Source organism: Chitiniphilus shinanonensis DSM 23277, assembly GCF_000374805.1.
Classification (GTDB): Bacteria; Pseudomonadota; Gammaproteobacteria; order Burkholderiales; family Chitinibacteraceae; genus Chitiniphilus; species Chitiniphilus shinanonensis.
Genome location: NZ_KB895342.1, coordinates 29,002 through 44,083 on the forward strand (window position 1 = coordinate 29,002; position 15,082 = coordinate 44,083).

The following is a 15,082-nucleotide window of genomic DNA, read 5'->3' on the forward strand; positions in this document are numbered from 1 at the left end:
GCGACTGACATAACCTGAAGAAATATGACAAGAATTAGCTGACACGGGAGGTATCCCTGCCATGTTCGATTTCAAAGGCCTGATCACCGCGCTCTTCAGTCGAGAGCAACAGCAAGGTGTTCACGACTACAAGTCCGCCACGGTGATGATGCAGGAATTGCCAGAGAGCGACATCCTGCAAGCGCATATCGAGATCGTGAAGGCGCTGCGGCAGCTCAACAGCAACCCCCGCATCAGCCTGAAGGAACGGATGCGCACCGTGCCGTACCTGGACGAAAAGGCGCGCAGCCTGCAGGACCACCTGATCGAGGTGTATTCCGGCAGCCTGATCGACGATCATGCCGCGCCGCACCAGGTGCTGCCGTCCATCCTCGCCTACTGGCACCAGATGGCCGAGGCCTACCGGCTGTGCATCAAGCAGGCGTTGCAGAGCGGCACCCGCCACCTGGAGCAGCAGTTGCACCTGTTCATCGTGCGCGCGCTGCTGCATTACAACCAGGAAGTGAAGTGGGGCTACCTGCGCTACATGGAGATCGACGGCCGGGTGTGGCGCAACCTGAACCGCGTCTACCACTACGCCGAGCACCTGAAGCTGATCACCACGCCGGTGCAGCCCTATCCCGAGGCCGAGCTGACTGACGCGCGCCGCGAGTACATCCAGCCGCTGATGCTGTCGCTGTCGATGCCCGACAAGCTGCAACCGTCGCAGATCGAGCTGGTGTGGCACTGGCTGCGCCGCTGGGCCGGCCGCATCGAGCTGGAACTCCAGATCCGCCCCAACCGCCAGTTGTTCGCCGTGAACATCGCCGGCTCCACCCCGCCCAAGCGGCTGCGCCGCGACATGGTGGGCGACAACTGGCGCTACTGGTTCACCGAGGCGCTGGTGCAGCATGCCCGCGACGTGCACGACCAGCTGGAACGCGGCGCCAAGCCCGAAGCCCACGGCCTGCCGATCGAGACGGCCGATCCCGCGCACCTGGAACTGATGCACAAGCTGCTCAACCTGTGGTCGCGCGACATCGCGCCGCCGGTGCGCCGCTTCGAGCGCCAGGACATCCGTAAACGGGTGCAGGTGGTGCGCGGCCTGGACGACGTGATCCGCTTCCTGGGCGGCCACGGCAGTGGCAGCCACCGCCTGATCGATTCCGAGCACTGGGTGCTGGAGAACGAAAGCAGCGGCGGCTACGGCATGAACTACACCGGCAAGGGCGACGACAAGCTGCTGGTAGGCGAACTGGTCGGCCTGGGTCAAACCGAGGGCCGCTCGTTCACCGTCGGCATCATCCGCCGCATCACCAAGCACCGCGACGGCCATGTCCACGTGGGCGTCGAGCGACTGTCGGCCAACGCCGTGGTGGTGGAACTGAGCCAGATGCAGGGGGACCGCACCTTCCAGGGCCTCTATACCACCGAGGGCACCGGCAGCACCGACCGCTTCCTGATGCTGCCGCAGACCTTCTTCGCGCCGCACCGCGAGTTCCTGCTGTCGGCGCAGGGTAGGCGCTACCGCATCCGCATGGACCCGGCGCTGGAGCACAGCGGCCACACCGCCATCGCGCGCTTCTCGGTGCTGGAGCGGCTGGAGTCGGCGCCCCGGCAACCCGCCGCGCCGCATTCGGCCAATGGCGCCACGCACACCAACGGCAACGCGCTGAACGGCCACGCGGCCAAGGCGCCCGGCGTAAACGGCACCGGCAACCATGGCGCCACCGGTGGCACGGTCCCGCGCCCGGTGCAACCACGCCCGGCAACGGATGCCGGCCTGAACGGCCACGCGCCGCGGCCCCAGGGCAACGCCATGCCCGACACCGGCCCCATGCTGCATTGACGGACTACGGCCGCGCCGCTCAGGCGCGGCCATGCTCGGAAGACCGTCCCCGCGGCACGTCCCGCCCGCCAGGGTTTCGCCCGACGCCGATACAGTGCCCCTTCCCGCTTCGCTATCCTGCCGCCGGCCCATCCAGCGCCGGCCCATCCAGCGCCGGCTCGACCGGCTCCGCGCGCAGGCGATGGAGCGCCAGCCCCCAGAACAGCAGCGCCAGCGCCGCCAGATTGAGCAGCTCCGGCAGGACCTCGGCCAGCGACGCACCCATCTGGTTGAGCTTGAGCATGGCCTGGATGCCGGGCGTGGTCGGGATCAACCGCGCCACCCATACCAACGGTTCGGGCATCAGCACGTGCGGCCATGACGTTCCGCTCAGGAAGAAGAACGGCACCGAGGTCAGCGTCAGCACCTGCATGGTCCGCGCCCGGTTCGGCATGATGCTGCCCAGCCACATCGCCAGCCCCACGCACGCCGTCATGAACAGCGGCACCGCCACCAGCGCGCCCAGCGCGTTGCCACCGCGCGGGTAGTCCTGGAACCAGAACACGAAACCCAGGAAGTAGGCCAGCGTCAGCATGCCGATCAGCCAGAACGCCAGCGCGTGCGCCCCCAGCCGCATGGCGCTCCAGCCCCGGCCTCGGGCCACGCCGCATACGATCAGCGCCGCGCCGATCATCAGCACCTGCTGGGCGATCAGCACCGCCACCGCCGGCACCACGTAGCTGCCGTAGCCGTCGCGGGTGTTGTACAGCGGTCGCGTCACCAGCTTCACCGGCTGCGTCGCCTTCAGCACCGCCGGGCCGGCAATGCCGAGCGCGGCGGCGCGGCGCTCGGCCAGCTCGGCGATGGCACCGCCGGCCATCTCGCCCAGCCCCCCCAGCAGCGCCGCGTTGCGGATCAAGTAGGCGGCGTTGCCGTGCAGCAGCAGGTGGCCCTGCTCGCCGCGCAGCACGTCGTGCCCCAGGCCGCGCGGGATCAGCAGGATGCCGTCCACCTCGCCGGCTTCCAGCAAGGCGGCGGCCCGGCGCAGGTCGAGCGGCGTCGCCACCACCCGCACCGCCCGTACCGCCTGGGCCGAACGCACGATCTCGCGGCTGAGCGCGCTGTGGTCCTCGTCCACCACCGCGATCGGCAACTGCGTCGCCACCTGGTGGCGGTACGCCACCGGGTAGTAGAACGAGTACAGCAGCGCCGCGCCCAGCAGCGCCAGCGCCGCGGCGGAATCGCTCAGGATGTTGCGCCACGCCTCGCGCCAGGCTTCGCCCCAGCTCATGTCGGCCCCTTGCGCGCCAGCGCGCGGTACATCGCCCAGGCCGGCCACGCCGGCACCACGATGAAGGCCGCCAGCACCACCAGCGTGCTCCAGGCATCCTGCAACGGCGCGGCCAGGTACAACTGCTGCCCCTGGAGCCGGATATAGGTGGTGTACGGCATCAGCAGGCTCCAGAAACGGGTGAACCACGGCGCGCCCAGCGTCGGGAACAAGGCGTTGGAGTACGCCAGCGCCGGACCGGCGAACACGCTGGCGGTGCTCAGCGAGCGCACCACGTCGCCCTTGCCCAGGCCGAGGAACAGCAGGCCGATCACCGCATAGCCGGCGTACATCAGCCATTGCGCGACCCACATCAGCGCCAGGCTGCCGCTCACCGTCCAGCCGCGCAGCCCCATCGCGGCCACCAGCCCCAGGCTGTGCAGCACGGAAAACGCCATCACGTAGAACAGGCCGACCCCGGCCAGCCGCTGCCACGGCACCGCGCCCTCGCGCCCCAGCACCCGGCTGTAGGCGGCGATCACCATCACCAGCATGGTCAGGTTGAGCACGGCGCTGTAGATCACCGGCACCAACCCCCACTCGTAGCTCAGGCGCGAGTTGAACAGCGAGGTGGCGGTGATGGCGATCGGCAGCGCGGCCTGCGGCGACGGCGCGTCGGCGGTGGCCGGCGGGCGCGCCAGCGGCGACAGGGTGGCGTTGAAGTTCATCACCGCGGCCGACACGTCGCGCGCCACCGCGCCACCTGCGGTGTAGAAGCTGTTGTTGTAGAAGACGAACACGGTCGCCTGGCTGCCGCGCGCGGCGTCCCGGGCGGCGCCGTGGGGAATGTGCACCACGCCGAAGGCATGGCCGGCGCGCACCTGCGACCAGGCTTCGTCGAGCGAATCGGTCTGCGCCACCAGCCGCACCGCAGGCGCGGCGGCGATCTCGCGCGTCAGCGCCCGGCTCAACGCGGAATGGTCGTTGTCCACCAGCACCACCGGCAACTGCCGCGTGGACCCGGCCGAGAACAACCAGATCAGCAGCGCCAGCCCGGCCAGCGGCAGCCAGGACACCAGCGCGCGATCCCAGCGACTGCGCCAGACCAGTCCGGCTTCGTGCCGGAACGCCTGGGCCCAGCCCATCATTGCGGCCAGGCGAACAGCACGCTCATGCCGGGGCGCAGCCCGTCCACCGGCGCCAGCGGCCGGGCGCGGACCTCGAAGCTGCGCACGTCGTAGCCGTCCGACTGGCGCACCGCGCGCCAGGTGGCGAACTCGCCTCGCGGGTTGATGAACGACACCTTGAAGCGCGCCTGGCGCCCGTCGAGCGCCGGCACCGTGCCCCGCAGCTCGCGGCCCAGCTTCAGCGCGTGGAACTGGTCTTCGCGCACATTCATCGACACCCACACGTCCTGCGGATCGACCACGGTGAACACCGGATACCCCGGCGGCACGATCTCGCCGACGTTGGCGGTGCGGTGGGTGATCTCGCCGGCGGCGGGCGACACCACCTTCAGTTCGGCCTGCAACGCCGCCACCTCGGCCACGCCGGCCTCGGCCTGCTTGGTCTGCGCGGCGGCGCCGGCCTTGTCCTCGGGCCGGGCGCCGGCCACGGCCTTCTGGTATTCCGCTCGGGCCGCGGCGGCCAGTTGCGCGGTGGCGTCGCGCGCGGCGCGGGACTCGTCGCGGCGCTGGCCGGTGACCACGCCTTCGCGGTACAGCGCTTCCAGCCGGGTGTGGGTTTTTTCCGCCAGCACCGCGTTGGCGGCGGCGGCCTCCCACGCGGCGCGGGCGGCGGCGATGTCCTCCGGCCGCGCGCCGTTGTCGGCTTTATCCTTCTGCGATTCCGCCGCCGCGTGCTGGGCGCGCACCTGCGCCAGCTTGGCGTCCAGCTCGGGGCTGGACAGCGTGAACAGCACCTGTCCGGCCTTGACGCGGTCGCCTTCGTGCACGAACACGGCCTCCAGCCGGCCAGGCACCTTGGCGCCGATGCGCAGTTCGTCGGCATCGACCATGCCCTGGATCTGGTCCGGCGCCGGGCGGTAGGCTTGCCACAGTCCATAGCCGATCAGCGCCAGCAGCGCGATGACCAGCAGGAACACCGCAGCGCGTCGAGTGGTAGCGGAGGCAGTCATCAGTCGATCACCTTGTCGGCCTTGCGGATGAATTCGGGATAGCGGCCCAGGTCGCCCGCGCCGTCGAGCAGGCGGGCCAGCGCCACGTCGAACAGGTAGGCGGCCTGCGCCTCCTCCACCTGGGCGCCGCCCAGCAGCAGGCGCGCGTCGACCACGTCCACCGCCGTACCCTGCCCTTCGCGGAACGCCAGTTCCTGGGCGCGCAGGTTCTCGCGCGCGGCGGCCAGGCTGGACGCCAGCAGGCGGAACTGTTGCTGCGCGGTCTCGACGTCGTTGTAGGCGCGGTGGGTGGCGATGCCCAGCATGGTGCGCGCCTCCTCGACCAGCGCGCCCACCTGCGCGCCGGCGGCCTTGGCGGCGCTGACCGAGCGCTTGCGGTCGGTGCGGTCGAACAGCGGGAAGCGCACGCCGATGCCGACGATCCAGTCCGGCTCGATCGGCACCGCGTCGTCGGGGTTGAAGTTGTACGAGCCGAACATGAACGCTTCGGGCAGCCAGCGGGCCTCTTCGGCGCGCACCTTCTGCTGCGCCGCCTCGCCCAGCGCCTGCAGCTTCAGCACCTGCGGGTTGTTGGCATCGGCGGCGGCGAGGAATTCGTCGCGCGGCCCCACCGGCTCGGTGAGCATGAACAACGGGGTGCTCAGGTCGAACTGGCGCTGGCTGCGCAACAGGCGCGCCAGCGAGCCCTGGGCGCTGTCCAGTTCGCGCAGCGCGCGCTCGTACTCGCGTTGCGCGGTATCGGCGGCCACCTGCGCCTGCAGGCGCTGCGCCTTGGTGATCATGCCGGCCTGTTCCAGCTTGCGCGCGTTGTCCAGGTGCTGGCCCAGGCCGTCGCGCACGTCGGCGCGGATCTTCAGCACCTTGGCCGCCAGCTGCTGGCCGAAGTAGAGCTGGATCAGGTTGACCAGCGCGCCCTGGCGCGCGCTGCCCAGTTCGGCGTCGGCCTGGCGCACGCCGGCCTGCGCGGCGCGCTGCGCGGCGTCGATCTTGCCGCCGGTGTAGAACGGCCACAGCGCGGTGATGGTGGGACGGAACGAGGTCTGCGACAGCTTGGCCTCGACGTCGGGCAGGTTGAGGTTGAGCGGCAGCGGGGTGCCGTTGACCGTCACGCTGTCCAGGCTGACCGCGTCGCCGGCGATGGTCTTGCGGTAGCGCAGTACCTGGGCGTCCAGGCTGACCGTGGGCAGATCCAGCGATTTGAGCGCTTCGGCCTCGTCGGCGCGGGCGCTCATGTTGTAGCGCGCGGCCTGAATGGCGTCCGATTCATCGAGCAGGCGCGCGACGGCCGCATCGAAGCTGAGTGTTTCGGCGGCGGCGGTAGCCGCCAGCAGGCACATGACCAGGACCGCGCTCCCCGACCCTCGCATACGGCTTTCCCTTGCTTTTTTACACCGCCCCAGATTAGTCCATCGGCGCGCGGTTTTCCGGACGCCTCCTCCGGGGCCGGCCGATCTCAGCGCTTGGCGCGCGCCTTGGGCGTAGGCGTCGGGGTGGGCAGCGGCGTGGGGGTCGGCGTCGGCATCACCTTGGCGCAACGACCGTAGCGGTCGTATTCGGTGTTCACCTCGGCCAGCCGCGCGTTGAGCTTGTCGATGTTGTAGCGATAGGTTTCGCGGGACAGCCGCAGATGGATCAACTGGCGTTCGCGCACCAGCTTCTCGCAGCGCTGGCGTTCCAGTTGCAGCAGCTTGTCGGGGTCGGCGCGATAGGTCTGGGTGGGCGTCGGCGTCGGGTCGGCGGCCAGCGCGGTGGCGGCGGCCAGCGCCAGCAACAGCGGGGTACAGCACTTCACAACCACTTGGTTTCGTCCTTTTCGAGTTGCGCCAGGGCGGCGGCCACGCCGGCATCCAGGGCGTGCGCGCCCCAATGCTGCCCTGCCAGCTCGCGCACCGCCACCAGTCCGATCAAACTATTGCACAGCCACAGCCGGTCGGCGGCCAGCAGCGCGGCCGGGGTCATCGGGGTTTCGCGCACCGCGATGCCCAGTTGCGGCGCCAGGTCGAGCATGGCCTCGCGCATCACGCCGGCCACGCCGCCGCCATCCAGGCGCGGGGTGAACAGCACGCGGCCGGACAGCGCCAGCACGTTGCTCATGGTGCCTTCCAGCACGTGGCCGTCGCGATCAAGCAGCAACCCTTCAAACAGCGCCGCATCCTGCCATTCGGCGCGCGCCAGCACGTTTTCCAGGCGGTTCAGGTGCTTGATGCCGGCCAGGCGCGGCTGCCAGCCGGCGCGCATCTCGCACCAGCGCACGCGCACGCCTTCGGCCGGCGGGCGCGGCGGCAGCGGCGCCACCTGCACCACGCGGTTGGGCGCGCAGTCGGCGGGCACGCCATACCCGCGCGGCGAATCGCCGCGGGTGACGACGATCTTGACCGCGGCGTCGTTGGGCTCCAGCGCGGCGATGTCGTCCAGCAGCGTGGCCTCGTCGGGCGCGACGATGCCCAGCGCGGCGCAGTCGCGCGCCAGCTTGGCGTACTGGCGCGCCCACAGCCGCAGGCCGCCGCCTTCGCAGCGCAGGGTGCGGAACACGCCGTCGCCGAACTGGAAGCCCCGGTCGTTCAGCCCGATTTCGTCGGCCGGCTGGCCGTTGACCCGTCTCATGCGTCCACCCCCAGCGCGCGCAGCAGGCCGCGCGCCTTGTGCCCGGTCTCGGCCAGTTCGCGCGCCGGGTCGGAGTCGGCGACGATGCCGGCGCCGGCGCGGAACGACAGCCGCTGGCGCTGCATGGCGAAGCTGCGGATCAGGATGTTGAAATCGGCCTGGCCGTCGTGGCCGAGGTAGCCCAGCGCGCCGGTGTAGGCCCGGCGCGGCCGGTCCTCCAGCTCGCGGATGATCTGCATGCAGCGCACCTTGGGGCAGCCGGTGATGGTGCCGCCGGGGAACAGCGCGCGCAGCAGGTCGCGCGGGGTGATGCCGGCGCGCAGCCGGGCGCGCACGTTGGATTCGATGTGGTGGACGAAGGCATAGCTGGCGACCGCCATCAGTTCGTCCACCTCCACCGTGCCCGGCACGGCGATGCGTCCCAGGTCGTTGCGTTCCAGGTCGACCAGCATGATGTGCTCGGCGCGCTCCTTGACCGTAGCCAGCAGGCGCGTCTTGAGCGCCTCGTCCTCCGCCGGCGTGGCGCCGCGCGGGTGGGTGCCGGCGATGGGCCGGGTCTGCACCAGGCTGCCGCGCACGCTGACCAGCCGCTCGGGCGACGAGCTGACCACGTGACGGCCGTCGCCCAGGTCGTACAGCGCCGAGAACGGCGCCGGATTGGCCGCGCGCAGCCGCGCGTACAGGTCGTGCGCATCGCCCTGGGCCAGGGTGACGTCCCAGCCGCGCGACAGGTTCACCTGGAACACGTCGCCCTCGACGATGTAGCGCTTGCACGCCGCCACGCCGTCGAGAAACGCCTGCGAGTCGTCCTCGGCCACCTGCGCCACCGCCAGCGGGCCGGGCGCCCACGCGGCGGCGGCGGTCAGCGCGGCGCGCAGGGTGTCCAGGTGGTCGGCCGTCTCGGCGCTCAGCCAGGCCTGGCCGCTGGCGCGATCGACCAGCACCGCGGCAGGGCAGTACAGCAGCGCGGCGCGCGGGAAGTCGTCGTCCGGGCGCGCGGCGACGGTGGGCTCGAATGCCTCCAGCATCTCGTAGCCGACGTACAGCGCCCAGCCGCCGTAGAACGGCAGCGGTCCGGCGGGCGTGCCGCCCAGCGGCAGCTCGGCGATGTCGGAAAGAAAGGTGCGTTGCCCGGCGGCGGAATAGGTCAGCCGGCGCTGCGGCAGGGCGAACAGCAGATCCCAGCCGGTATCGCCCGAGGATTGGTACAGCGCGGGGAACAGCTCGGGATGGGCGGCGGCCAGCGCCGGCAGGTCGGGGGCCGAATCGAGAGCGAACGAGAACATGCCGCGATTGTAGCAAGCACCCGCCGCGTCGCGGTCCGGCCATGACAACCAGTGGTATATGGTGAATTTGTTTAGTAGGCAGTGCACGGCCACGCACGAGGCGATTTTTCTCGCATTGCGCAATCGGCCGCATCGCACGCCGACGCCGCCCAGCAACGCCGCCGCGTGGGCCCGACCACCGCCGCCATGGCGCGCCCTTCCCCAATTTACTAAACAAAAGCAGCGTCCTACGGTGCCCAGGGTCAGCCGATCCCGGCTATCGCGTTCATGGAGCCCGAAATGAAACCGCGCATTCTCCTCAGCATGCTGGCCCTGGCCGTCGCCGGCGCCGCCCAGGCGCAGACCACGGTGGAGTACTGGTCCAACAGCCTGTCGCCCAAGTTCGACGGCGTGATGAAGACGCTCACCGCGCAATTCAACGCCTCGCAAAGCGAGGTGAAAGCGGTGTGGGTGGACGTGCCCTGGGACAGCTACCAGGCGCGGGTGATCGCCGCCGTGGCCGGCGGCAACCCGCCGGGCCTGGTCAACCTGACGGTGCCGTGGATGGCGTCGATGGCGCAGCAGGGCATGCTGCAACCGCTGGACGCCAAGGTGGCGGGCTTCAAGCAGGTATACACCCCCGGCGCGCTGGCCGACGTCAGCTACGACGGCAAGCTCTACGGCCTGCCCTGGTACAACCAGGTGGCGGTGCTGGCGTACAACAAGGCGCTGTTCGACCAGGCCGGCGTCAAGACGCCGCCACGGACCACCGCCGAGACCTTCGCCGCCGCGCGCCAGATCAAGCAGCGCACCGGTGTCACCGGCTTCATCCCCAAGCTGAACGAGGAAGGCATCACCCAGGTGTTCCTGCTGGAAGGGCTGCCGCTGGTGCAGAACGGCCGCGCCGTGTTCAACAGCCCGGCGCACGTCAAGCTGCTGGAGCAATACGCCCGCGCCTACAAGGACGGCTCGATCCCGCCCGACGTGTTCAGCATCAAGTTCGAAAACCTGATCGCCCACTACGGCAGCGGCAAGGTGGCGATGCTCAACACCGCGCCGTCGGCGCTGGTGCGGGTCAAGACCGATTCGCCGGCGATCTACGCCAAGACCGCCGTCGCGCCGCACCCGGTGGGCAAGGCCGGGGTGCCGCCGGGCAACCTGTTCATGTGGTCGGTGCCCAAGGGCTACCGCAACGTGGACGCCGCGGTGGCGCTGGGGCGCTTCCTCACCAACGACGCCTCGCAACTGGCGTTCTCGCGCGCCACCGAGACCACGCTGGCGTCCACCCGCGCCGCGCTGGCCGATCCGTACTTCCAGTCGGGCGCGAATTCCGGCGATCCGGCGGCCAAGGGCCGCGCCACCGCCGCCGATTCCGGCGCCACCGCGCGCACGCTGGTGCAAGTGGGCCTGCCCGACGAATCGGCGATGATCCAGCGACTGGCCCAGGCGCTGGAAGAAGCCGTGACCGGCCGCAAGCCGGTGAAGCAGGCGCTGGACGGCGCCGTGGCCTACTGGAACGAACGCCTGGCCAAGCAGAAGTAGTCCTCCCGCCCCCGCCGGCGCCGTGCCGGCGGGGCGAAACGCATCGATGCAGGAACCCCGACCATGACCGTGCTCGTCTTTCACGACCCCCGCCTGCCGTCGCCCGGCACCCCGCCCGACGCCGCCGCGCTGGCCTGCTGGCAGGCCGACGCCGAACCTGTCGCCACGGCGCGGCTGGCCGAGCGGCTGGATGCCCTCGGCGCCGGCGACGCGCTGGTCCACACGCACGGCCGGCACTTCCCGCTGGCGGCGCAACCGGCGCTGCTGGCCTTCCTGCGGCGCGGCGGCGCCCTGGTGTCGCTGGGGCGGCAGTCGCTGTCGCAGCCGCTGCACGACGGCGCCGCACTGGCACCCCAGGCGGCGTTGTTCCGCGACCTGGACATCCACGAGATGCTGGCGGTGGATACCGCCGCCACGGTGCGCCTGACCGCCGGCGACGAGTTTCCGCTGCTGGCGGGCGCCGAAGCGCTGTTCGAGCCGGGCGCGCCCACCGACGGCCTGGTGCTGATGCCGACCAAGCACAAGGACCAGCCGCTCGATTCCGGTTCGGCCGGGCCGATGGATGCGCGGGTCTACCCGCTGCTGCTGGCGCGCGACGCCACCGACGCCCCCATCGCCGCGCCGGTGGTGCTGATCGAGCGCCATCGCGGGCTGTGCGCGGGCGGGCGCTGGATCTTCGCCAACGTCGATCCGGGCCCGCCGTTCTGGGCCGGCGGCGGCGCGCAGGCGCTGCTGGAGTGGGCGACATTCGCCGCGCGCGGCGCCACCGAATGCTGGATCAAGCCCGACTTCGCCTGCTACCTGCCGGGCGAAGTGCCGACGCTGACGCTGCAACTGGAAGCGCACTTCCCCGGCCGGCGCGAATGGCGCATCGAGCTGTCGATCGCCGGCCCCGACGGCGCGCGCTGCTTTGCCACCGCGCTGACGCTGCGCCCCGGCGCTGGCGTGCCGGCGCAGCGGCTGACCCTGCCGTTCTCCGTCCTGCCCGGCCAGTACCTGATCGACGCCACCCTGCGCAGCGACGACGGCGAGACCCGCCAGCTGCGCCAGGGCTTCTGGGGCTGGGACGACGCGCTGCTCACCCGGCAAAGCCGGCTGCGCGCCGGCCGCGACTACTTCGAGCGCGACGGCCAGCCGGTGCCCATCGTTGGCATGACCTACATGGCCAGCGACGTGCACCGCAAATTCCTGCAACTGCCCAACGTCGCCGCGTGGGACGCCGACCTGCGCGACCTGGCGGCGCTGGGCGTCAACTACGTGCGCACCGGCATCTGGAGCGGCTGGCGCCACGCCATGTTCGTCGACGGCCACGCCAACGAGGCGGTGCTGCGCGCCATCGACGCCTTCATCCTGACCGCCGCGCGCCACGGCCTGGAAACCTGCTTCAACTTCTTCGCCTTCACCCCCGAGGCGTGGGAAGGCGCCAACCCCTACCTGGACCCGCGCGCCCGCTCCGCGCAGAAGCGCTTCATCGGCGCGGTGGTGGCGCGCCACGGCCACAGCACCTGCGTGCACTGGGACCTGATCAACGAGCCGTCGCTGTTCGACCCGGCGCGCATCTTCCTGGGACCGCGCACCCTGCGCGATCCGTATGAAGTGGCAGCGTTCCGCGCCTGGTTGCAGGCACGCGAGCCCGACCTGGCGATCTGGCGCAACCGCTGGGATCTTTCGCCGGCGCAACTGCCGTCGTGGGACGCGCTGCTGCCGCCGCAGCCCGAGGACATCGGCTTCAACACCACCGAGATCGCGCCGCGCCAGCACGGCATCTGGCTGGACTACACCCTGTTCACCCAGGCGATGCACAACCAATGGGCCGCCGACCTGACCGCGCATATCCGCGCGCTGACCGGCGATGCGCTGGTGACGGTGGGACAGGACGAAGCGCTGGGCCAGCAACGGCCGGCGCCGTTCTTCTACGCCGACGTGGTCGACTACACCACCGTGCACAGCTGGTGGCTGAACGACGCGCTGGCGTGGGACACGCTGTTCAACAAGACCGCGCACAAGCCGTTGCTGATCCAGGAAACCGGGATCATGCACGTCGAGAACCCCAACGGCCGCAGCAAGCGCAGCGAGGCCGAACTGGCCGCGCTGCTGGAACGCAAGTACGCCTACGCCTTTGCCGGCGGCGGCGCCGGGGCGGTGCAGTGGATCTGGAACATCAACTACCACATGGACAACATCAACGAATCGCATATCGGCGCGGTGCGCGCCGACGGCTCGCGCAAGCCCGAGGCGGCGGTGAGCGGCGATTTCGGCGCCTTCTTCGCCAAGGTGGCGCCGTTGATGCGGCAGCGCGCGCTGCCGCCGGTGGCGGTGCTGCATCCCTACGCCAACGACTACGGCAACCGCCGCAGCGCGCAGGAAGCCACCCAGCGCGTGGTGCGGGTGCTGCACTACGGGCTGGGCGTGCCGTTGCGCGCGGTCGGCGAATACCGGCTCGACGCGCTGCGCGCCGATCCGGCCACGCTGCTGCTGGTGCCCAGCCCGCAGGCACTGTCCACCCAGGCGCGCCGGCAACTGCGCGAACTGCTGGCGACCCAGCCCGTCACCGTGCTGCTGACCGGCCCGGCGTCGCTGGACGAATACTGGAACGCCACCGACTCGCTATTCGACGACGCCGGCGTGGGCGTGGGCAACGTGATGCGCGAGGAAGTGTGCGAAATCGACGGTCAGCGGCTGCGCGCGGCGTTCGGCGGCGACCGGATCGCCCGCGTGCTCAAGGGCCATGTGGACGGCGCGGCGCTGGCGCGGGTGCACGCCCAGCGCCACGGTCGCGGCACGCTGCTGTGGTGCCCGCTGCCGCTGGAGCTGTCGGACAGCGAGGACACGCTGGCCGCGCTGTACCGCCACGCGCTGCGGCAGGCCGGCCTCCAGCCGCCGCTGCGCTGCGACCGTGCCAACCCCGGCGTGTACCTGGAAAAGCTGCCGTACGCCGCCGGCGCGCTGTGGATCGCAGTCAACGAATCGGCACTGCACGAGACAATCTCGGTGCGCGACGCGCAGCGCGGCTACCGCTTCGAGCTGCCGGCCGGCCGGGCGCTGCTGTTCGCCACCGACGCCGACGGCGCCGTACTGGCCAGCCTGCGCGACCAGCCCGTGGCGTGCCTGTCATGAGCGCGGCGCATCGCCCCGCCACGCCGTGCTTCCGCAGCGCGGCGGTCGAAGCGCAACTGGCCGAGGTCGCCGCGCGCATCGACGATCCGGCGCTGCGCCGGCTGTTCGTGCAGTGCTATCCCAACACGCTGGACACCACCGTCCGCCACACGCCCGACGACGGCGGCGGCCAGCCCGACACCTTCGTCGTCACCGGCGACATCCACGCGCTGTGGCTGCGCGACAGCGCGGCCCAGGTGTGGCCCTACCTGCCGCTGCTGCGCCAGGACGACGCGTTGCGGCGCATGGTGGCCGGACTGGTGCGCCGCCACGCGCGCTGCCTGTTGCTCGATCCCTACGCCAACGCCTTCAACGACGGCCCCGGCCACAGCGAGTGGGCGAGCGACCAGACCGACATGCGCCCCGAGCTGCACGAGCGCAAGTGGGAACTGGATTCGCCGTGCTACGCCATCCGCCTGGCGCATGGCTATTGGCGCGCCAGCGGCGACACGTCGCCGTTCGACGCCGAGTGGCTGGCGGCGATGCGCGCGGTGCTGGCCACGCTGCGCCAGCAACAGCGCAAGCACGACCGCGGGCCGTACCGCTTCCGCCGCCTGACCGCGTGGCAGTCGGACACCCTGCCGTGCGACGGCTGGGGCAACCCGCTGCGCCCGGTGGGCCTGATCGCGTCGATGTTCCGGCCGTCCGACGACGCCTGCGTGCTGCCGTTCCTGGTGCCGTCCAACTGCTTTGCCGTGGTGGCGCTGCGGCAACTGGCCGAGCTGGTCGATGCGCTGTACCGCGAGCCCGGCTTCGCCGCCGAGTGCCGCGCGCTGGCCGACGAGGTGGACGCGGCGATCCGGCGCCACGCCATCGTGCGCCATCCCGTACACGGCGAGGTGTTCGCCTTCGAGGTGGACGGCTTCGGCAACGCGCTGTTCATGGACGACGGCAACGTGCCCAGCCTGCTGTCGCTGCCCTACCTGGGCTACGTGGCGGCGGACGATCCGGTCTACCGCGCCACCCGCGCGCTGGCGCTGTCGCACGACAACCCGTGGTATTTCAGCGACGAGGCGCGCGGCCTGGCCGGCATCGGCAGCCCGCACACGCTGGCGCCGATGGTGTGGCCGATGAGCCTGATCATGCGCGCGCTGACCAGCACCGACGACGCCGAGATCGCCGATTGCCTGCGCATGCTGCAAGCCAGCGACGCCGGCACCGGCCTGATGCACGAATCGTTCGACGTGCACGATCCGGCGCGCTTCACCCGCGCCTGGTTCGCCTGGGCCAACACCCTGTTCGGCGAACTGGTGGTCCGGCTGGCCGGCGAGCGGCCGCACCTGCTGCGGCGCGGGGGCTGA

The 15,082-nt window shown here is 70.9% G+C and carries 11 protein-coding genes; 4 read left to right on the forward strand and 7 right to left on the reverse strand.

The window, feature by feature from the left end; genetic code table 11:
- Positions 1-61: 61 nt before the first annotated feature.
- Positions 62-1,828: a cyclic-di-GMP receptor FimW-related protein gene (locus tag C556_RS0109835; RefSeq protein ID WP_018748080.1), complete on the forward strand. Its 1,767-nt coding sequence runs from the start codon at positions 62-64 to the stop codon at positions 1,826-1,828.
- A 112-nt stretch (positions 1,829-1,940) separates the two neighbouring features.
- Here C556_RS0109835 and C556_RS19995 read toward each other — a convergent pair whose 3' ends face one another.
- The 7 genes from C556_RS19995 to C556_RS0109870 all read right to left on the reverse strand — a co-directional run bounded on the left by C556_RS19995 (position 1,941) and on the right by C556_RS0109870 (position 9,104).
- A complete protein-coding gene (locus C556_RS19995; RefSeq protein WP_083930541.1) occupies positions 1,941-3,098 on the reverse strand; it encodes an ABC transporter permease in 1,158 nt (385 codons plus the stop codon).
- Positions 3,095-4,225 (reverse strand): ABC transporter permease, encoded by a 1,131-nt coding sequence (locus C556_RS0109845; protein WP_083930536.1) that lies wholly within the window; start codon positions 4,223-4,225, stop codon positions 3,095-3,097. The genes C556_RS19995 and C556_RS0109845 overlap by 4 nt, the downstream gene beginning before the upstream one ends.
- Positions 4,222-5,214, reverse strand: coding sequence for an HlyD family secretion protein (locus C556_RS0109850; RefSeq protein ID WP_051083227.1), 993 nt, complete (start codon positions 5,212-5,214; stop codon positions 4,222-4,224). Before C556_RS0109850 ends, C556_RS0109845 begins: the two co-directional genes overlap by 4 nt.
- Positions 5,214-6,581 (reverse strand): TolC family protein, encoded by a 1,368-nt coding sequence (locus C556_RS0109855; protein WP_026262972.1) that lies wholly within the window; start codon positions 6,579-6,581, stop codon positions 5,214-5,216. Before C556_RS0109855 ends, C556_RS0109850 begins: the two co-directional genes overlap by 1 nt.
- 86 nt (positions 6,582-6,667) lie before the next feature.
- The gene (locus tag C556_RS23420; RefSeq protein WP_211214706.1) at positions 6,668-7,012 is read right to left on the reverse strand and encodes a hypothetical protein; all 345 of its coding nucleotides are present in this window, start codon (positions 7,010-7,012) and stop codon (positions 6,668-6,670) included.
- Positions 7,003-7,818 (reverse strand): aminodeoxychorismate lyase, encoded by an 816-nt coding sequence (pabC, locus tag C556_RS0109865; RefSeq protein ID WP_018748086.1) that lies wholly within the window; start codon positions 7,816-7,818, stop codon positions 7,003-7,005. The genes C556_RS23420 and pabC overlap by 10 nt, the downstream gene beginning before the upstream one ends.
- Positions 7,815-9,104 carry an aminodeoxychorismate synthase component I gene (locus C556_RS0109870; protein ID WP_018748087.1) on the reverse strand — a complete coding sequence of 430 codons (1,290 nt, stop codon included), beginning with the start codon at positions 9,102-9,104 and terminating at the stop codon, positions 7,815-7,817. The genes pabC and C556_RS0109870 overlap by 4 nt, the downstream gene beginning before the upstream one ends.
- 279 nt (positions 9,105-9,383) lie before the next feature.
- Here C556_RS0109870 and C556_RS0109875 point away from each other — a divergent pair, with 279 nt between their 5' ends.
- The 3 genes from C556_RS0109875 to C556_RS20000 all read left to right on the forward strand — a co-directional run bounded on the left by C556_RS0109875 (position 9,384) and on the right by C556_RS20000 (position 15,082).
- Entirely contained in the window at positions 9,384-10,625 is a 1,242-nt protein-coding gene (locus C556_RS0109875; RefSeq protein WP_018748088.1) for an ABC transporter substrate-binding protein, read from the forward strand.
- Between the two features lie 63 nt (positions 10,626-10,688).
- A complete protein-coding gene (locus tag C556_RS0109880; protein WP_018748089.1) occupies positions 10,689-13,742 on the forward strand; it encodes a glycoside hydrolase 5 family protein in 3,054 nt (1,017 codons plus the stop codon).
- A complete protein-coding gene (locus C556_RS20000; RefSeq protein ID WP_018748090.1) occupies positions 13,739-15,082 on the forward strand; it encodes a glycoside hydrolase family 125 protein in 1,344 nt (447 codons plus the stop codon). The genes C556_RS0109880 and C556_RS20000 overlap by 4 nt, the downstream gene beginning before the upstream one ends.